The following is an 18,842-nucleotide window of genomic DNA, read 5'->3' as shown; positions in this document are numbered from 1 at the left end:
AACGCCTCTGACACCGCACGGCGCCCTTGACACCGCCCGGCGCCCCTGACATCGCCGAGCGACCACCGCGCACATGTGCGGCCCACGCGCACCCGCGGATGATCCAATGGGTGGTGCTCCGATGAAGGTGGTGCGATGAAGGGGTGACATGCGCCCCTCATGCCTCACGGCTCCTGATCATCGGTTGCAGGAGAGTAGCCGGATCACAGCAGTGAGACATGCCCATGGAGCGCTCCCTCTTTCGCCATCACGCTCCGTGCGGGACGCTCGCAGATGGCGGCAGCGCGAAGAGGAGGCATCAAGTGGTCGACGCACATCGGACATTTGTCATCGTCGGCGGTGGACTCGCCGGGGCCAAGGCGGCGGAAACCCTCCGTGCGGAAGGGTTCACCGGCCGGGTGATCCTCATCGGTGACGAGCGCGACCATCCCTATGAACGCCCGCCGCTGTCCAAGGGCTATCTGACCGGTTCCGAGGAGCGGGACAGCGTCTTCGTGCACGAGCCCGCCTGGTACGCCCAGGCCCAGGTGGAGCTGCATCTCGGCCAGACCGTCACCTCCATCGACCGGGACACCCGGTGCGTACATCTCGGCGACGGCGCCTCCGTACGGTACGACAAGCTGCTCCTGGCCACCGGCGCGGAACCGCGCCGCCTCGACATCCCCGGCACGGACCTGGCGGGCGTCCACCATCTGCGCCGCCTCGCGCACTCCGACCGGCTGCGCCAGGTGCTCGCCGCCCTCGGCCGGGACAACGGCCAGCTGGTGATCGCCGGCGCGGGCTGGATCGGCCTGGAGGTCGCGGCGGCGGCCCGCGGTTACGGCGCCGAGGTCACCATCATCGAGAACGAGGAGACCCCGCTCCTGCGGGTCATCGGCCCCGAGCTGGGCCAGCTCTTCACCGATCTGCACCAGGAGCACGGCGTACGGTTCCGCTTCGGCGTCCGGCTCACCGAAATCACCGGACAGGACGGCATGGTCCTCTCGGCCCGCACGGACGACGGCGAGGAACACCCCGCCCATGACGTGCTCGCCGCGATCGGCGCCGCCCCGCGCACGGCCCTCGCCGAGGCCGCCGGGCTCGCTCTCGCCGACCGCGCGGACGGCGGCGGCATCGCCGTGGACGCGGCGCTGCGCACCTCCGACCCCGATATCTTCGCGGCCGGCGACGTGGCCGCCTTCCCCGTCTCCGGCTGGGGCGCCATGCTCGCCACCGACCGGGTACGCGTCGAGCACTGGGCCAACGCCCTCAACGGCGGCCCGGCCGCCGCCCGCGCCATGCTCGGCGAGGACGTCGTCTACGACCGGATCCCGTACTTCTTCTCCGATCAGTACGACCTCGGCATGGAGTACTCCGGCTGGGCCCCGCCCGGCTCGTACGACCAGGTGGTCGTGCGGGGCGACGCCGGAAAGAGGGAGTTCTGCGCGTTCTGGCTGAAGGACCGCAGGGTGCTCGCCGGCATGAACGTCAACGTGTGGGACGTCACCGAGGACATCCAGCGCCTCATCCGTTCTGGTGCCCGGCAGGATCTGGACGCCCTCGCCGACCCGGGTGTCCCGCTCGGCTCGCTGCCCGTCTGACCTGGTCCGGACCCCCGCGGTGACCCCCGCCGCGTACTGGACGGTCCGTGGGTGTCAGTACGCCCCCGTAGAATTCACGCGTGGCCGGCAGGATCAACGATGACGACGTGAAGGCGGTTCGGGACGCGGTCCCGATCGACGCCGTCGTGTCCGACTACCTCCAGCTGCGCAGCGCGGGCGGTGGCAACCTCAAGGGGCTCTGCCCGTTCCACGACGAGAAGTCCCCCTCCTTCCAGGTCAGTCCGAGCAAGGGTCTCTTCCACTGCTTCGGCTGCCAGGAGGGCGGGGACACCATCGCCTTCGTGATGAAGATCGACCATCTCTCCTTCTCCGAGACGGTCGAGCGGCTCGCCGCCAAGGCGGGCATCACCCTCCGCTACGAAGAGGGCGGATACAACCCGGCGAGCCAGCGCGGCGAGCGCACCCGCCTGGTGGAGGCGCACAAGATCGCCGCCGAGTTCTATGTCGACCAGCTGTCCGGCCCCGAGGCCGAGACCGGCCGGAAGTTCCTGGCGGAGCGCGGCTTCGACCAGGCCGCCGCTGAGCATTTCGGGGTCGGTTACAGCCCTGCCGGCTGGGACCATCTCACCCGTTTTCTGCGCGGCAAGGGCTTCACCGACAAGGAGCTGCTGCTCTCCGGCCTCTCCCAGGACGGCCGCCGCGGTCCCATCGACCGCTTCCGCGGCCGGCTGATGTGGCCCATCCGCGACATCTCCGGCGAGGTGGTCGGCTTCGGCGCGCGCAAGCTGCGCGAGGACGACAACGGCCCGAAGTACCTCAACACCCCCGAGACGTCGATCTACAAGAAGTCCCAGGTGCTGTACGGCGTCGACCTGGCGAAGAAGGACATCGCCAAGGCCAGCCGGGCCGTGGTCGTCGAGGGGTACACCGATGTGATGGCCTGTCATCTGGCCGGGGTCACCACCGCCATCGCCACATGCGGTACGGCGTTCGGCGGCGACCACATCAAGATCCTCCGGCGGCTGCTGATGGACAACGGCAGCGCGCGCGTGATCTTCACCTTCGACGGGGACGCGGCGGGCCAGAAGGCCGCGCTGCGCGCCTTCGAGGACGACCAGAAGTTCGCCGCCGAGACCTATATCGCCATCGCCCCCGAGGGGATGGACCCGTGCGAGCTGCGGCTCGCCAAGGGCGACGAGGCCGTCCAGGACCTGGTCCAGCCGCGCACGCCGCTCTTCGAGTTCGCGATCCGCCAGATCGTCTCCCGGTACGACCTGGAGACTCCGGCGGGCCGGGCGGCGGCGCTGGACGAGGCGGCGCCGATCGTCGCGCGGATCAAGAACGGCTCCTCGCAGCACGAGGTCGCGGTCCAGCTCGCCGGGATCCTCGGCATCCTCGACACCCAGTTCGTGGTCAAGCGCGTGGCGCAGATGGCGCGCTGGGCGCGCGACCGCGGCGGCCGGGGCCCGGCGTCCGCCCCGGAGCGCCGCTCGCAGCAGTCGCAGTCGTACGGCGCGCCGGCCCCGCAGGGCCCCACCGGCCCCGCGCTCAACCTCCGCAGCCCCGCCCACCGCACCGAGCGCGAGCTGCTGAAGCTCGCTCTCCAGCGGCCCGAGCTGGTCTCCCCGGCCTTCGACGCCTACGGCGAGGACGAGTTCACGGCCCCGCCGTACGCCGCCGTACGCCGCGCCATAGAGGACGCGGGCGGCGCGGAACAGGGCCTGGAGTCCGCCCCCGAGTATCTGGCCAGGGTTCGCGAGGCCGCGCCGGACGACGCGGTGCGCGCCATGGTCACCGAGCTGGCGGTGGAGGTCTTCCACGGGAAGACGATCGACGAGGTCTACGCGGGCCAGCAGCTCGTCCAGGTCAGACTGCGCGCCGTCGACCGCCGCGTCCGCGATGTGACCAGCACGTTGACCCGGCTGGGCACGCAGTCCGATCCGGACCATTACGCGGCCGTCCAGAAGGAACTGTGGGTGCTTCAGCAGTACGGCCAGTCGCTGCGCAACGACGGCGCCGCCGCCCTCTAAGGCCTGTCTTCAAAGTAGTCCCGCCTGCCCGGCGACGCCCTCCGGGCTCCGTGCGGTAACGGCCCGGTTACGTACAGGGCGCAAAAAGTCACCGCACGCCCCTCGTGGCAGCGATATGTCGTACCCCACACTGGGGTGCGGTGCCTGAGTTCACCGGAGCGCGGCCGGCCTACCGACGGTGGGCGCCTCACCCCCGCGGATCCGCTCATCGTGTGTACGGGACGGAAGGCGGCCCGGCCGTCCTCGTCCCGCTGCCGTACGCCCCCGCCCCGAACCGGCAGCGATCACCTGGAGGTCGCCCCCCGTGCAGACCCAGATCCAGACCCTCACCGAGACGTTAGCCGCGCCCCCGCCAGCGCCAGCGCCAGCGCCAGCGCACGCCCCGGCCGCCGCGCCCCCGGCCGGCCTCGCGCCCGGCGTCCCCGCGCAGAGCCGCGCCGCGCACCACCCCGAGACGGCGGCCGCACCGGAAGCGGAGGCAGGACCTCCGGAGACCGTCGAGGAGCCGCTGACCGAGCACCCCGTGGAGGTGCCCCTCGTGCCCGAGCCCACGGGCCGGCCGGGCAGCCGTGCCGACACCGGCGGACCCTCCTCCGATCTCTTCCGCCAGTATCTGCGCGAGATCGGGCGGATACCGCTGCTCACCGCACTCGACGAGGTGGACCTGGCCCGCCGGGTCGAAGCCGGCCTCTTCGCCGAGGAGAAGCTCGGCACCACCCCCGATCTGGACTCCCAGCTGGCCCTGGACCTCGACCGGCTGGTCGTGCTGGGGCGGATGGCCAAACGCCGTCTCATCGAGGCCAATCTGCGGCTGGTCGTCTCCGTGGCCAAGCGCTACGTCGGCCGCGGACTGACCATGCTCGATCTCGTCCAGGAGGGAAATCTCGGCCTGATCAGGGCAGTCGAGAAGTTCGACTACGCCCGCGGCTACAAGTTCTCGACGTACGCGACCTGGTGGATCCGCCAGGCGATGTCCCGGGCCCTCGCCGACCAGGCCCGCACCATTCGCGTCCCGGTCCATGTGGTCGAGCTGATCAACCGCGTCGTACGCGTCCAGCGCAGACTGCTCCAGGAGCGCGGCTACGAGCCGACCCCCGAAGAGGTGGGCGCCCAGCTGGAGCTGGCCCCCGACCGGGTCAGGGAGGTGCTCCGGCTCTCGCTGGAGCCGGTCTCCCTGCACGCGCCGGTGGGGGAGGAGGACGATGTCGCGCTCGGCGATCTGATCGAGGACGGCGACGCCGCGTCCCCCGTCGAATCGGCCGCCTTCCTGCTGCTGCGCCAGCATCTGGACGCCGTTCTCTCCACCCTCGGCGAGCGTGAACGCAAGGTTGTCCAGCTGCGGTACGGACTGGCCGACGGCCGGCCCCGCACCCTGGAGGAGATCGGCCGGATCTTCGGCGTGACCCGCGAACGCATCCGCCAGATCGAGTCCAAGACGCTCGGCAAACTCCGCGACCACGCCTACGCCGACCAGCTCCGCGGCTACCTGGACTGAGCCAAGGGCGCCGCGCCCGTACCCACCCGACGGCGGATACGGACGCGGCGCCCGCGACCGGGGCCCATGACCGGGACCCACCGGCCCTGCCGGTCAGTCCACTTCGGCGACCGCCTGGGCGAACTGGGCCGCGTACAGCCGCGCGTACGCCCCCTCCGCGGCCAGCAGCTCGTCGTGCGTGCCCTGTTCGACGATCGCGCCGTTCTCCATCACCAGGATCACGTCCGCGTCCCGGATCGTGGAGAGCCGGTGCGCGATCACAAAGCTCGTACGACCGTGGGCCAGCCGCGCCATCGCCTTCTGGATCAGCACCTCGGTCCGGGTGTCCACCGAACTGGTCGCCTCGTCCAGCACCAGGATCACCGGATCGGACAGGAACGCCCGCGCGATGGTGATCAGTTGCTTCTCGCCCGCGCTGACCCCCGACCCCTCGTCGTCGATCACGGTGTCGTAACCCTCGGGGAGCGTACGGATGAACCGGTCGGCGTGGGCCGCCCGCGCCGCCTCCTCGATCTCCTCGCGGGTCACCTCGCGCGACGCGCCGTACGCGATGTTGTCCGCGATCGTGCCACCGAACAGCCAGGTGTCCTGGAGGACCATGCCTATCCCGGACCGCAGTTCCGCACGTGACATCCGCGCCACGTCCGTACCGTCCAGCGTGATCCGGCCGCCCGTGACCTCGTAGAACCGCATCAGCAGATTGACCAGCGTGGTCTTGCCGGCGCCCGTCGGTCCGACGATCGCGACCGTCTGTCCCGGGTCCACCGAGAGCGACAGATCGTCGATCAGCGGCTTCTCGGGCTCGTACCGGAACGACACATGCTCCAGCGCGACCCGGCCCTGCGGCTCACGCAGCCGCTCGACCGCCGGGGCGTCGGCCTCCTGCTCCTCCGCGTCCAGCAGTTCGAAGATGCGCTCGGCGGAGGCGACACCCGACTGCACCAGATTGGCCATCGACGCGACCTGCGTCAGCGGCATCGAGAACTGCCGCGAGTACTGGATGAACGCCTGCACATCACCGATCGAGAGCGTGCCCGAGGCGACCCGCAGCCCGCCGACGACCGCGACCAGCACATAGTTCAGATTGGAGACGAAGAGCATCAGCGGCTGCATGATCCCGCTGTTGAACTGCGCCTTGAAACCCGCCTCGTAGAGCTGGTCGTTCTGCTCGCGGAACGCCTCGGCCGACTCGTTCTGCCGCCCGAAGACCTTCACCAGGGCGTGCCCGGTGTACATCTCCTCGATATGCGCGTTCAGCGTGCCGGTGACCTTCCACTGCTGGACGAACTGCGGCTGCGACCGCTTGCCGACCTTCGCCGCCACCAGTACCGACAGCGGGACCGTCACCAGCGCGACCAGCGCCAGCAGCGGCGAGATCCAGAACATCATCACCAGCACACCGATGATCGTCAGCAGCGAGTTGATCAGCTGCCCCATCGTCTGCTGCATGGTCTGCGAGATGTTGTCGATGTCGTTCGTCGCCCGGCTCAGCACCTCACCGCGCGGCTGCTGGTCGAAGTACGACAGCGGCAGCCGCGACAGCTTCGCCTGGATGTCCTCCCGCATCCGGTACACCGTGTGGTTGATGACCCGGATGGACAGCCGCGTCGACACCAGCATCAGCAGCCCGGCGGCGACATAGACCACCAGCACGATCAGCAGGACCTCGCCCACGGCGCCGAAGTCGATGCCCTGGCCCGGGACGAAGTCCACTCCGGAGAGCAGATCGGCCAGTCCGTCGTCGCCCTTGGCGCGCAGCCCCTCGATGGTCTGCGCCTTGCTGACCCCGCCGGGGGTCTGCCGGCCGACGACCCCCGCGAAGATGAGGTCCGTCGCCTGGCCGAGGATCTTCGGTCCCACGACCGACAGCGCCACGCTCACCACACCGGCCGCGAACATCCACCACAGGGTGACCCGCTCCACGGCCAGCAGCCTCAGCAGCCGCTTGCCCGACCCCTTGAAGTCCAGGGACCGCTGCGTCGGGCCCGCCATCATCATGCGTCCGCCTGGACCGCTCATCAGGCAGCCTCCGCCTCGGTCAGCTGGGAGAGCACGATCTCCCGGTATGTCTCGTTCTCCGCCATCAGTTCGTGATGCCGGCCCGACCCCACGATCCGCCCCTCGTCGAGCACCACTATGCGGTCGGCGTCCCGGATGGTGGAGACCCGCTGGGCGACGATCACGACGGTCGCCTCCGCGGTCTCCCGCGCCAGCGCGCCGCGCAGCGCCGCGTCCGTCGCGTAGTCCAGCGCCGAGAAGGAGTCGTCGAACAGATAGATCTCCGGCCGCTGCACCAGCGTCCGCGCGATCGCGAGCCGCTGCCGCTGCCCGCCGGAGACATTCGTACCGCCCTGCGCGATCGGCGCGTTGAGCCCGCCCTCCAGGGCGGCGACGAACTCCCTCGCCTGAGCGACCCCCAGCGCGTGCCACAACTCCTCGTCGGTGGCGTCCGGATTGCCGTACCGCAGATTCGTCGCCACCGTCCCGGAGAAGAGATACGGCTTCTGCGGTACGAGACTCACGGTCTTCGCCAGCAGCACCGGATCCAGCTCGCGCACATCCTGGCCGTCGACCAGCACCTCCCCGCCGGTCGCGTCGAACAGCCGCGGTATGAGCCCGAGCAGCGTCGACTTCCCGCTGCCCGTCGACCCGATGACCGCGGTCGTCTCACCGGGCCGCGCCACCAGCGACACCTCGCGCAGGACGGGCTCCTCGGCGCCGGGGAAACGGAACTCCGCGCCACGCACCTCCAGATGCCCGTGCCGACGCAGCTCCCGCACGGGGTTCTCCGGCGGTACGACGCTCGAACTCGTGTCGAGCACTTCCTCTATGCGCTCGGCGCACACCTCGGCGCGCGGCACCATCATGAACATGAAGGTGGCCATCATCACCGCCATCACGATCTGCATCAGATAGGCGAGGAACGCGGTCAGCGCGCCGATCTCCATCCCGCCGCTGTCGATCCGGTGCGCGCCGAACCAGACGACGGCGACGGACGACAGATTCACGACCGTCATCACGGTCGGGAACATCAGCGCCATCAGCCGGCCGGTCGACAGCGCGACATCGGTCAGCTCGGTGTTGGCGCCCTTGAAGCGCCCCTTCTCGTAGTCGTCCCGTACGAAGGCCCTGATCACGCGGTTACCGGTGATCTGCTCGCGCAGCACCCGGTTCACCGTGTCCAGCCGGGTCTGCATGGTCCGGAAGAGCGGCCGCATCTTCCTGACGATGAGGCCCACGGAGATCCCGAGCAGCGGCACGACCGCCAGCAGCACGGACGACAGCGGGATGTCCTGGCCGAGCGCCAGGACGATGCCGCCGATACACATGATCGGCGCGGACACCATCAGCGTGAACGACATCAGGACCAGCATCTGGACCTGCTGGACGTCATTGGTGGTGCGGGTGATCAGCGACGGGGCGCCGAAGTGACCCACCTCACGGGCGGAGAAGCTCTGCACCCGCCCGAAGATGGCGGCCCGCACATCCCGGCCGAGGGCGGAGGCGGTCCGCGCGCCGTAGTACACGGCGCCGATGTTGCAGAGCACCTGGACGACGCTGACGGCGATCATGATGCCGCCGAACTCCAGGATGTAGCCCGAGTCCCCCTTCACGACACCGTTGTCGATGATGTCGGCGTTGAGGGTGGGCAGATAGAGGGTGGCGCACGTCTGCAACAGCTGGAGCGCCACCAGCAGGGCTATGGGTCTCTTGTAGGGGGCGAGATGGGCTCGCAGAAGTCGTAGCAGCACGCGCAGTCTCTCGGGGTCGGCTCGGCAGGAAGGTCGCGAGAACGGGGATCAGCCCCCATCTTGCGGTACAGCCCCCGCGGAGCCCCACGGGTTTATGTCCAAGGACGGGTCAAGAACGGGAGCGCGCCACGGCCGCCCCGGAGCGCCGCGTCGCTCTCCACCCCACCGGCCCGGACCCCCGCCGGCCCGCCGGTGCGTCCCGCCCGGCCCCCGGCCTCCGGCCCGCTCAGCCCCCGTGCCCGAACGCCCCGGGGTGGATCTGCTCCCGCGTCGCCGTGTACTGCTGCCGCACCGCCGAGCCCACGGCCGCGTCCTCACCCGGCTCGAAGACCTGCGCCGCCGCGCCCTGCCAGGCGGGCGGGTTGTGCGGGGAGAGCGACCCCTGCGAGACCCCGAGCGCCCAGGCAGCCTGCCGCGCCGCGCCGATCGCCGTGTAGTCGGCGGGCTGCGGTACGACGACCTGCGCCCCGAAGATCGCCGGAGCCAGGGCCTGTACGGCGGGCAGCTCGGCGGCGGCGCCCAGCAGGAACACCCGCCGTACCTCCACCCCCCGACCGCGCAGCACGTCCATCGCGTCGGCGAGCGAGCAGAGCATCCCCTCGAACGCGGCCCGCGCCAGATGCTCCGGCTTCATCGACTCGCGCCGCAGCCCGGTCAGCGTGCCCGCCGTGTGCGGCAGCTGCGGGGTCCGCTCGCCCTCCAGATACGGCAGGAACACCAGCCCCGAGGAGCCCGGCGTGGACTTCAGCGCGAGCTCGGACAGCTCGGCCAGCTCCGCCGTGCCCAGCAGCTCGGCCGTACCGCGCAGCGCCCTGACGGCGTTCAGCGTGTGCACGACGGGCAGATGCATCCCGGTGGCGTCCGCGAAGGAAGTGATCATTCCGGACGGGTCGGCCGCCGCCTCGTGATGGACGGCCATCACCGACCCCGACGCCCCCAGCGACACCACGGCGTCCCCGACCGCGACACCGAGCCCGAACGCGGCGGCCATCGTCTCGCCCGTCCCCGCCGAGATCAGCAGCCCCTCGGGCGTGGTCCCGGCGGCGTCCGCGGGACCGAGCACCTCGGGCAGCGCGGCCTGGTGCCCGAGCGCCAGCTCCACCAGATCCGGCCGGTACGTCCCCGTACGCGCGCACCAGTAGCCGGTCCCGGAGGCCCCGCCCCGGTCGGTCGTCCTGCGCGCCGGGCGCCCCAGCAGCTGCCAGACCAGCCAGTCGTGCGGCTGGAGCACCAGCGCGGTGCGCTGCGCCGCCTCGGGCTCGGTCCGCGCCAGCCAGCGCAGCTTGGCCACGACCTGACTCGACTGCGGTACGGACCCGACGGCCTCGGCCCAGGCGTGCCGCCCGCCCAGCGCGTCGACCAGATCGGCGGCGGCGACCTGCGCGCGCTTGTCATTGCCGACCAGCGCGGGCCGTACGGGGCTGCCCTGCCGGTCCAGCGCCACCATGCCGTGCTGCTGCGCCGCGACCCCGATGGCCTGCACACCCTCCAGCAGCCCGCCGGACGCGGCCTCGCCGAGGGAGAGCAGCCAGGCCTGCGGATCGACCTCGGTGGCTTTGGGCTCGACCGGATGGGCCGCGTACCCCTGCCGCAGTACGGCACCTGTGTCCGCGTCGCAGACGACGACGCGTGTGAACCCGGACGAACTGTCCAACCCGGCGACTATTCCCATGCCACCCGATTCTGCCGCACGCGCGGCACAAGGCGCGCTGCCGGGACGCCCGGGTGTCCTGATCAGGGTCAGGTATTGCTCGTACCCCAGTCGTCCTGGCCGTTCTGGCTCCGCTCACGCAGGGAGCGCACACGGTGGGCCACGGAGTCGGGCAGTTTGTCACCGACCAGGCCGTTCACCGAGTGGTACGCCTTGCCCGCGACCTCGCGGCCGGTCTGCGCGGCGGACTCGGCCGCGTTGCGCACCGCCGGGTTCTGCGCCACCTGCCGGGCCGATTTCTTGAGCTGCTCGTAACGCTCACGGCCGGCGCGGGTCCCCAGGACATATCCGCAAGCCAGTCCCGCGATGAATGTGAGGCGGTACCGCATGGCTGCCACCCTTCCCTCTTGGCGTCGGAGTCCCCGGCATCAGCGTCGGACCACAGGTCTGTGCTCTGCGCCTACCCCGTCCGGGCCCGGGATCACCCGGCGTGCCCCGGGACGATACCGATTGGCAAAGCACCCCCCTGCTTGCGCTAATGTATGTGTCGCAGCGAACGCGCGCCGCCCGGGAGGACCGGGGTAGGTACGTTCGGTGCAGACGCAGCAATCCCCTGTAGCTCAATTGGCAGAGCAGCCGGCTGTTAACCGGCAGGTTACTGGTTCGAGTCCAGTCGGGGGAGCGCGATCCCCTGTAGCTCAATTGGCAGAGCATTCGGCTGTTAACCGGAGGGTTGCTGGTTCGAGTCCAGCCGGGGGAGCGGTAACACGAAGAGGACCCTTCGGGGTCCTTTTTCGTGTGCCCGTTGTCACCCCCGTTGTCACCCCCGGCGCTCCGCCGACCGGGCTTCCCGCCCCTTTTCGGGTACCTCTTACGGATCTACTCCGCGGTTCCTGGAACCGGGCGGCGCATGGCGAAGTCCTCATGGTCAGAGGATGCCGACCATCCGAGGCAGGAGATCGTATGAGCGGCTATGCTGCGGCAGACGGCGCGCACAAATGTGCGCGACGCGCCGTTAGGGGCGGTAGCTCAGCCGGTTAGAGCAGCGGACTCATAATCCGTCGGCCGTGGGTTCGAGTCCCACCCGCCCCACGCATGCTTCTCCCAGGAGAACCGTTTCTACACTGGGGAAACGGGTGAACGTAGGTCGCCACTCCCGCGTGGCGACCCCCGTTCATTCGTTCAGACCAAGATCCAGTGGACACGCAGTGGACGCGGGGACGACTCAGTGGACAGGAGCGCCCTTACGCAGCCTTCCGGCGGGTGTTCGGAGCCCGGCGGGCGGCCCGGGAGGCTGCGGGCGGCAGGCCCGTGGGCAGCGCCCAGCCGTCCACGCCCGGGGACTCCGAGCGGGCGACCGTGAAGCGTGTGAGCGAGAAGTCCGACCGCTGCTCCTCCGGGTAGCGGTCGTTGAAGTTCTCCACCCGTACCAGTTCCAGGTCGTTGGTGGTGCAGTGATCCCGTATCCACTTCACGGCCGCGTTGGCAGCGTCATCCTGGCCCCGCCCGGCCAGGGTGATCATGCCGAGGAGAGCAGAGTCGGGTTGGGCCTGTGCTCCGACGGCCCAGGTGTTACCTGACTGTCGTGCCCCGTGGGCGAAGAAGACGGCGATGTCGTTCCGCCAGGCTGTCTCGGGGATCAACAGCGAGGTGCGCACGATGAAGGGGATGTCGCGGGGAACGACGGCCATAACCGACTCGGCCTCGGCCCGCATCATCTCGGGCAGCACGCTGGTGTAGGTGTCGGAGGTGATCTGGCGCGAGGAGTGCCCCAACTTCTCCTGGACCACCTTGATGTCGTGGCCTGCGAGCAGGGACAGGGTGGCGGCGAGGTGTCGCAGGTCGTGCAGGCGGACCGGAGGTAGGCCGGACAACTCCACGAGGCGCGTGAAGCGTCGGGATATCCAGTCGGGGTGCAGCCCCTCACCGTTCTCGTGCGTCCACACCCGGCCGCTCTCGACGTAGGCCGTGCCCCACTCCTGGCGCTTCTGGTCCTGCTTAGCGCGGAAGCTGACGAGGTTGTCGCCGGACTCTAGGCTGAGAGACAGGGTGCGGACGCTGTCGGCTTTTGGCGCTTCGCCGTACAGCTTGTAGGCGACCTCCACGATCTGTTGGGAGATCCGCAGCCAGAGGGCGTCCGTGCTGACCTCGGTCCAGGGCAGTGCGGCCATCTCGCCGCGGCGGGGGCCGAGGAAGATGAAGCTGTGCCACAGCTCGTAGAGCCAGTCCTCCATGACGAAGTCCAGGAACTCGCCGGTGAGCTGTGGTGTCCAGACCATGACCGGGCCGGGTTTCTCGCCGGCGCGCTTCCAGTGCTCGACGCGCTCGGGCGTCCACACCAGCGGCTTCGGTCGAGTGACCGGCGGCAGCTCCACGAGCTGTGCCCAGTTCCTGCTGAACGCTTGCTCGCGCTTGATTCCCCAGGACAGAGCTGAGCTGAGGGTGTCGTTGATGCGGTGCATGGTGGCGGCGGATGTGGTCTTCCGCAGCCCCTTTTTGCCCTCGCGGAGTGCTGCGTTCGAGTCGAGGAAGGCTCGACGGGCGGTGCGGCGCTCCTCCTTCTTGGCGTAACCCGCCGTCCTCACCCAGACTTGGTGTGCCTCGTCGCGGTCCTTCTGGAGCTGATCGACGCGGAGGCGGTGGAGAATCCGCTCGGCGTTCTCTTTCTCGATCGCGTCGTACAGCTTGTCGAGGTGACGCACCTTGAGGTCGCGTCGCTTGATGTGCCCGAGGTGGGGGAGCAGGTAGTTGTTGATGTGCTCCTCGTAGCCGTGGCGGGTTGTGCGGGCCAGCGACTTCTTCGCTTTGATCCACCGGAGGAAGAAGTCTCCGCACTTCTCGTCGGACAGTACGTCGGTGCCGGCCGCGGCGGCGTCGTACAGCTCCTTCGCCTTCTTCTTGGCATCGTCCAGCTTGGTGAAGCCGCCACGGCGCACGCGTGCGCGCTTGCCGCCCTCGCCGGGTTCGGCCTCGAAGTAGAAGGCCCAGGTGCCGTGTCCCTTGCCCAGCTTGGGGCACGTCGTCTCGATAGAGCCGATCTTCGGATTGCCGTCGGCGTCGAGGACCGGCTTGCCCTCCTTGTCCTTCAGCGGTCCCTTGCACTGGCATCGCCGGTAGTAGCTCGGCTCGAACATTTGACCCCCTGGTCTGTTGCTTTGCTCACAGCCAGTCCTCGGTGTTGTCTGTATCTGTACGCGTCTGGCGTGATCTCCTTCGATCTTGCTGGGGCTGTCGGACACTGCTGTAAAGTCGTTTCCAAGTTGGCGTGGGGGAGGATGCGACCAACAACATGACTGCTCAGGAAGCGGCTGGGGAAGCTTCGGGTACGGCAGGAGCGATGGGCCTGGAAGAGCTGTTGGCTCTCCCGGCCACCGTGAATGTTGCAACCGCCGCTCGGGCCTTGGGTATCGGGCGGGACAAGGCGTACCAGCTCATCAAGGCAGACGAGTTCCCTGTGGCGACGTTGCCCTTGGGGAGCACGGTGCGAGTGCCGACAGTCGCCCTGTGGAAGGTGCTTGGTGTCGACAAGGCCGATAGGAGTGGAGCGTAGAAGGCGTGTTTGTGCGCCACTGAGGTGTCTGTGATTGCTTCAGCAATGTGACCTATCTTGGATGGAATTGCTGTTGCCAAGGGGTCGGTTCGAGAAGAGGGAGACAGTCGAGTGCCACGGCTCTTCGGGTTCGAGGACACGGCCCACAGGCGGCTGCGCGAGACGGAGGCGGCTGCCATACGCCAGGCGGCCAGCCGCTTTCTCGTCCAGCAGTCGTTTCCCGGCATCACTGAGTGGCTGAACGACGAAGGGCACCGCACCACTCGCGGGGGAAAGTTCCGTCCGGCCACGGTGGCGGGGATCCTGGACAACCCGGCGATTGCCGGTCTGGCCGAGGACGAGCAAGGCAACCTGTACGAGACGGGCGGGCCGCAGATCATCACGCCCGACGAGTTCAAGCAGATCCGCGCCATGCGAAAGGCCAAGCAGGAAGGCCGCAGCAGGCAAGAACAGCGTGACCACCTCTTCACAGGCACAGACGCGGCGGACTGCGGCCTCTGTGGGATTCTTCTCACGGCGGCTCCGTCGAACAGCGGGAGCCGGGGCTACCGCTGCGCCAAGCACACGGCTCAGCACCCTGGGGGGTGCGGAAAGATCCGGATCAACGCCGATGCGCTTGAGGCATACGTTGGCGAACACGTCCTGGCGGAGTTGGCCAAGCCGGAGGTCAAGGCGCAGCTCCTCGTGGCGCGGGAGCAGATGCTGTCGGAAGCGGCGGAGCTGCGGAAGCAAGCCACGGAGGACCGGAAGAAACAGCAGGAGCTGGGCGAGCAGTACGCCGAGTCCTCCGGTATGTCGTTGGCGGCTTTCAAGAGTGCCGACAAGAACCTGTCGAAGCGCATTCGTGAAACCTCGGCGGAGGCACGGCGCTTGGAGCAGGTTCGGCACGCTCCCCTCGGGGGCGTGCCGGACTTGGTGAAGTGGTGGAAGCACGCCCCTCTGGCAGGGCAACGGGGAGTCGTGGTCCTCCTGCTGGAGAAGGTCACGGTATACCCGGCGGCGTCCCGAGGCTCGCGCACCGTGGACAGCGCCCGGGTCTCCCTCAGATGGAAGAAGTGGGGATCGTTGCCGACGGCTGAGAAGGCCGCTTGACGCCCTGCCGCGAGGCTGACGGGGCCAGCGTGACAGGCAGTTCTCTGAGTGCGTGAGACCGCCAGGACGAGCGCCAGCGAAGCTGTTCCACGTCGACCGCGAGGCCGAGGTCTGGGAAGCGCCGGACCAGGGTCTTGATGGCTGTACGGATCTGAAGGCGTGCCAGAGGAGCACCAAGGCAGTAGTGCATCCCTTGTCCAAGGGCGAGATGCGCGGTGTCCTTGCGGCGAATATCGAACTGGTCCGGATCGGGGTAGCGGTCGGGGTCCCGGTTCGCTGAGGCCAGGCAGAGCATGACCGTATCGCCAGGGGGTATGGCGATACCGCTGAACTCGACAGGCTCGGTGGGAAACCGGCGGATGGCCATCTGGTTGGGGTGTGCGTAGCGCAGCAGCTCCTCGACTGCCGTGGGGAGGAGCGAAAGGTCTCCTCGCATGGCAGCGAGCTGGTCGGGGTGGCAGAGCAGCGTGAGTACCCCGTTGGTGATGAGGTGCTGGACGTTCTCGCTGCCCGCCATGAGGATCAGGAAGGCCATTGACACGAGTTCGTTTTCGCTGAGCTTGTCTCCGTCGTCGCGCGCCGCGATCAGGGCTGACAGCAGATCTTCACCTGGGGCCGAGCGGCGCGCCGCGATGAGATCCAAGAGGTAGACGTGGATGGCGTCTATCGCTTGAGCGATCTGGCCCGAGCCCCCCGCGCCGAACATGGTGGATGCCCAGCGAGCGAAAGGGGCGCGGTCGGGTTCCGGTACGGCGAAGAGATCGCCGATGACCGTGATCGGAAGACGGCCCGCGAAGTCGGCGGCGAGGTCGGCTTCCCCTTGTTCGGGCAGGCTGTCGAGGAGCTGATCGACTGCGGCCTGCACTCGGCGCCGTAGGGTTTCTATATGGCGGGCGGTGAACGCTTTGGAGACCAGGCGGCGCAGGCGCAGATGGTCATCCGCATCGATGTTCAGGAGATTGGCGTCCAGGGCCGGCGGAAGCGAGAAGCCCTTGTATCCCGTGCCGGAGGCCGCCTTGTTCACCGACAGCCGGGGATCAGCCAGTCCGGCTCGTACATCGGCGTCCCTCAAGACGAGCCATACAGGCGAACCGTCCGGGAGCGCAATCCGATGGACTGGTGCCTCGTTTCGTAGCCGCGCATACACCGGGTACGGATTGGTGGCCGACACAGCGTCAAAGGGCTGAACGAGGAGCTGGGCAGAGGACTGTGCGGTCATGCGTTTTCCTTTGAACTGGGCCGGGCGAAGCCGCTGACGGCGAGGACTTCCCTCACGATCGGTGACCGGTAGTAGGCGCGCGCCAGCCTGCGTTGGAAGTCCAACTCTGCGGTGAGATCCTGCGGCTCCTCGGCAAGGGGCGAGGGAGCGTTCTGAGGTAGCCGCTGCCCTCCGGCCCTGGCCCGGAGAGCGACTTTCAGCTGGGACGCCTCGATGGTGGCGCTCAGGTCGGAGCCTTCCAGCCCGGCTGTTCTGGCGAGCCTCTCCGCGCGCTCCGCGATATGAGGGTGCATGGACTTACGGAGCACCCATTGCGCGTCACGAATCTCAACCATCAGGCGGTACAGCCGGGTTCGTACGTCGGCTTCTGGCCCGAGTTCCAAGATCATGCAATCGGTCTGCGCAGTCACCTCCTGGTGTAGCGGCTTCAGCTGCCGGATGGCGATCTCATGTTGGACGCGTAGCCAGATACGGCTCAGGTGGTGGCCCCAGTCGGGCAGGGTCCAGCCGATCGTCTTCGTGATTACCGCGAGAGACACCGCGATCTGAGCTACAGGCTCCCAAGCCTGGCCACTCGAACCCAGGCGTCCTGCGACGATGTCGGCGACGCGACACAGGGCGTATATCATCGCAAAAGGCATGGTTGCCGCGATCATGACAAGTCCGCGACGAAGCCAAGGTGTCGGCGCGACCTTCGCGTAGCGCCAGCCGAGAATCCCGACGTCGATCTGGTTCACGCTATAGCCGAGGAGATACACGCCGAGATAAGCAGGGTAGTACTGGGCATGGTTGACGGCGAAGTCATCGGGGTTCTCGTGAAGGCTCGTCGCTGCGGAGAAGAGAACGACCATGGTGGCCAGGATCACGGCAAGTGCCACGATACGCGGCACCGCTTTACGCCAGGCTGTGCGTCGGTCATGTGACAGGTGAAGCAGGACCAACTGCTGGGAAGCGGCAGAAAGGATCACCGTGCTCTGTGAAAGGAGCCCTGAGAGGTTCACGATCCCCGCCTCTGCGCTGACAGCCACCCACACCGCCGGCGTGGAGATGGTGAACGTCACGAACAGAAAGAAGAAGTTGCCGCTCAGGGCAATCTGAGTCGGAGACCGGTCGGTGCGCAGGATTCGAAGCTTGAAGACCAGGGCAAGCAGGCTTACTATCGCGCATATCGGGTACAGAACGCTATTCATTGGAGCCTCTACGTGTGGGGTGTTCGAGTGCGGACAGACGCTCCGCAAGTTCCCGGGCCTCGGGCGGTACTGACCAAGTGCGGGGTTCCGTCCAGGCGCTGATCCGCTGGCCGATGATCGAGCCCACGTACTCGGCCTCCTGCTCCGCCTGCGACTGGGAGTGGTCTCTGCCTAGGACGCGGTGGACCAGGGCCGGATCGAGTCCGGGGAGCAGCATTCTTGACGCTTCGGGGCTCATGACCGGCGCCGCCTCGTGGTCGCAGATGAAGTGGCCCACCTCGTGGAGCCCGACTTGCCGCTTGTGCACAGGAGCCAAACGCTGCTCCAGGACGATGAAGTCATGCTCCTCGGCCGATACGAGCAGGCCGTCAGGGCTGCCGGAAGGTAGGGGGAGCGACACCATGTGGATGGGGCGACCATGTAAGTTTCCGAGATGTGCGCACAGGTCCTCCAGTGATAAGACCCTGTTGGGGAGGCCAATCGCGCGGATGCGTTCTTCGCATTTCCTTCGGCAGCTCTCGGCGTTCTCACTCATTTGTGTTCGGCGCCAACGCATTACCATCACGGCACGATCTCGCCGCTAGAAGACGGCGGTTCGGCGGATTGTGAGAGCTCCGACAGAGTCCCCTGAACTTCTGTGACGGATTTGGCTACCCCGTCGAGCAGTTGAACCAGAGCCTGGAGGGACCCAGTTGGCAGGTCGCCGGAAGTGGCGGGAGCTGACGTTCGTAGAGCCACGCGATCCACACCGCGGTCGCGCATCTCCACAAGGGTCGCTAGTTGGATATTGACCTCCTCGAAGACCTGGTCATCGAGAAAGTAGCCATCCCGCGAGATTCCGAGACTGTGGGCCACCTTCACCAATGTTTCAATCGTCAAGTTGGAACCCTCGGCGGACTCCGCCTGGCTCAGGGTGCGCTTGGCCACGCCGGCACGCTCTGCCAGCCCGGCAAGGGTGAAGGGGCCCTCCGGATGGTGCTGCCGGACATAGCGAAGCCGTCGGGCGATCGCCGCTTTCGTCAACTGAATCCGGTCGTTCAGCGAATCGCGCTCGCTGACCTGTCTTTTCCCGCCACCGTCTGGTTCCTGCGATCTCATCAACTCACACTCCCCCTGGTGCATCGAAGTGCACACGGTAGCATCATGCTGCAACATCGAGGTGGCGGAACGGAGTGCTCAACACCCCTAAAAGTTGCACTGGTTGGCAAAGCGGACCGGGTCTAGCGACGGGCTGATTGACGAGGTGTGTGGATCTTGGAAAGAAGGGGCGGCGGCGGCGGGCTGAGTTGCCTTCCGGTCGCCGGGTTCGGCTACACCTTTGA

Annotated in this window: 13 protein-coding genes and 3 tRNA genes; 7 read left to right on the top strand and 9 right to left on the bottom strand. The window is 68.0% G+C overall.

Annotated elements, in window-relative coordinates; genetic code table 11:
* Positions 1–302 precede the first annotated feature (302 nt).
* The 3 genes from ACFRKB_RS12300 (at position 303) to ACFRKB_RS12290 (ending at position 5,066) form a co-directional block, all read left to right on the top strand.
* Positions 303–1,580, top strand: a complete 1,278-nt coding sequence (locus ACFRKB_RS12300; protein ID WP_383105514.1) for an NAD(P)/FAD-dependent oxidoreductase — start codon at positions 303–305, stop codon at positions 1,578–1,580.
* Between the two features lie 80 nt (positions 1,581–1,660).
* Positions 1,661–3,571: a DNA primase gene (gene dnaG / locus ACFRKB_RS12295; RefSeq protein WP_383105512.1), complete on the top strand. Its 1,911-nt coding sequence runs from the start codon at positions 1,661–1,663 to the stop codon at positions 3,569–3,571.
* Positions 3,572–3,875: 304 nt separating this feature from the next.
* Entirely contained in the window at positions 3,876–5,066 is a 1,191-nt protein-coding gene (locus ACFRKB_RS12290) for an RNA polymerase sigma factor (protein ID WP_383105510.1), read from the top strand.
* A gap of 93 nt (positions 5,067–5,159) precedes the next feature.
* Here the strand turns inward: ACFRKB_RS12290 and ACFRKB_RS12285 are convergent, their stop codons facing one another.
* The 4 genes from ACFRKB_RS12285 to ACFRKB_RS12270 all read right to left on the bottom strand — a co-directional run bounded on the left by ACFRKB_RS12285 (position 5,160) and on the right by ACFRKB_RS12270 (position 10,867).
* Positions 5,160–7,085 (bottom strand): ABC transporter ATP-binding protein, encoded by a 1,926-nt coding sequence (locus tag ACFRKB_RS12285; protein WP_383105508.1) that lies wholly within the window; start codon positions 7,083–7,085, stop codon positions 5,160–5,162.
* Positions 7,085–8,818: an ABC transporter ATP-binding protein gene (locus ACFRKB_RS12280; RefSeq protein ID WP_383105506.1), complete on the bottom strand. Its 1,734-nt coding sequence runs from the start codon at positions 8,816–8,818 to the stop codon at positions 7,085–7,087. Before ACFRKB_RS12280 ends, ACFRKB_RS12285 begins: the two co-directional genes overlap by 1 nt.
* Positions 8,819–9,044: 226 nt before the next feature.
* Entirely contained in the window at positions 9,045–10,490 is a 1,446-nt protein-coding gene (locus ACFRKB_RS12275; RefSeq protein WP_383105505.1) for an FGGY family carbohydrate kinase, read from the bottom strand.
* Between the two features lie 68 nt (positions 10,491–10,558).
* Complete coding sequence (locus ACFRKB_RS12270) at positions 10,559–10,867, bottom strand: YtxH domain-containing protein (protein ID WP_383105503.1); 309 nt, start codon at positions 10,865–10,867, stop codon at positions 10,559–10,561.
* Positions 10,868–11,078: 211 nt separating this feature from the next.
* Here ACFRKB_RS12270 and ACFRKB_RS12265 point away from each other — a divergent pair.
* The 3 genes from ACFRKB_RS12265 to ACFRKB_RS12255 all read left to right on the top strand — a co-directional run bounded on the left by ACFRKB_RS12265 (position 11,079) and on the right by ACFRKB_RS12255 (position 11,561).
* Positions 11,079–11,151 (top strand) — tRNA-Asn (locus ACFRKB_RS12265).
* 5 nt (positions 11,152–11,156) lie between these two features.
* Positions 11,157–11,229 (top strand) — tRNA-Asn (locus ACFRKB_RS12260).
* A gap of 258 nt (positions 11,230–11,487) precedes the next feature.
* Positions 11,488–11,561 (top strand) — tRNA-Ile (locus tag ACFRKB_RS12255).
* A 152-nt stretch (positions 11,562–11,713) separates the two neighbouring features.
* Here the strand turns inward: ACFRKB_RS12255 and ACFRKB_RS12250 are convergent.
* Positions 11,714–13,603, bottom strand: coding sequence for a tyrosine-type recombinase/integrase (locus ACFRKB_RS12250; RefSeq protein ID WP_383105501.1), 1,890 nt, complete (start codon positions 13,601–13,603; stop codon positions 11,714–11,716).
* A gap of 527 nt (positions 13,604–14,130) precedes the next feature.
* Between ACFRKB_RS12250 and ACFRKB_RS12245 the strand changes: the two genes are divergently transcribed.
* Complete coding sequence (locus ACFRKB_RS12245) at positions 14,131–15,111, top strand: recombinase family protein (RefSeq protein WP_383105499.1); 981 nt, start codon at positions 14,131–14,133, stop codon at positions 15,109–15,111.
* Here ACFRKB_RS12245 and ACFRKB_RS12240 read toward each other — a convergent pair.
* The 4 genes from ACFRKB_RS12240 to ACFRKB_RS12225 form a co-directional block, all read right to left on the bottom strand.
* Positions 15,062–16,330, bottom strand: a complete 1,269-nt coding sequence (locus tag ACFRKB_RS12240) for a cytochrome P450 family protein (protein ID WP_383105498.1) — start codon at positions 16,328–16,330, stop codon at positions 15,062–15,064. The genes ACFRKB_RS12245 and ACFRKB_RS12240 overlap by 50 nt on opposite strands.
* Entirely contained in the window at positions 16,327–17,520 is a 1,194-nt protein-coding gene (locus tag ACFRKB_RS12235) for an MAB_1171c family putative transporter (RefSeq protein ID WP_383105496.1), read from the bottom strand. Before ACFRKB_RS12235 ends, ACFRKB_RS12240 begins: the two co-directional genes overlap by 4 nt.
* Positions 17,513–17,923 carry an ImmA/IrrE family metallo-endopeptidase gene (locus ACFRKB_RS12230; protein ID WP_383105494.1) on the bottom strand — a complete coding sequence of 137 codons (411 nt, stop codon included), beginning with the start codon at positions 17,921–17,923 and terminating at the stop codon, positions 17,513–17,515. The genes ACFRKB_RS12235 and ACFRKB_RS12230 overlap by 8 nt, the downstream gene beginning before the upstream one ends.
* A 158-nt stretch (positions 17,924–18,081) precedes the next feature.
* On the bottom strand, positions 18,082–18,618 hold the full coding sequence (locus ACFRKB_RS12225; RefSeq protein WP_383105492.1) for a helix-turn-helix domain-containing protein: 537 nt from the start codon (positions 18,616–18,618) through the stop codon (positions 18,082–18,084).
* Positions 18,619–18,842: the final 224 nt, after the last annotated feature.

Origin of the sequence: Streptomyces scopuliridis, from assembly GCF_042790125.1 — a bacterium.
Lineage (GTDB): Bacteria > Actinomycetota > Actinomycetes > Streptomycetales > Streptomycetaceae > Streptomyces > Streptomyces scopuliridis_A.
This window is presented reverse-complemented; position numbering and strand designations above follow the sequence as displayed.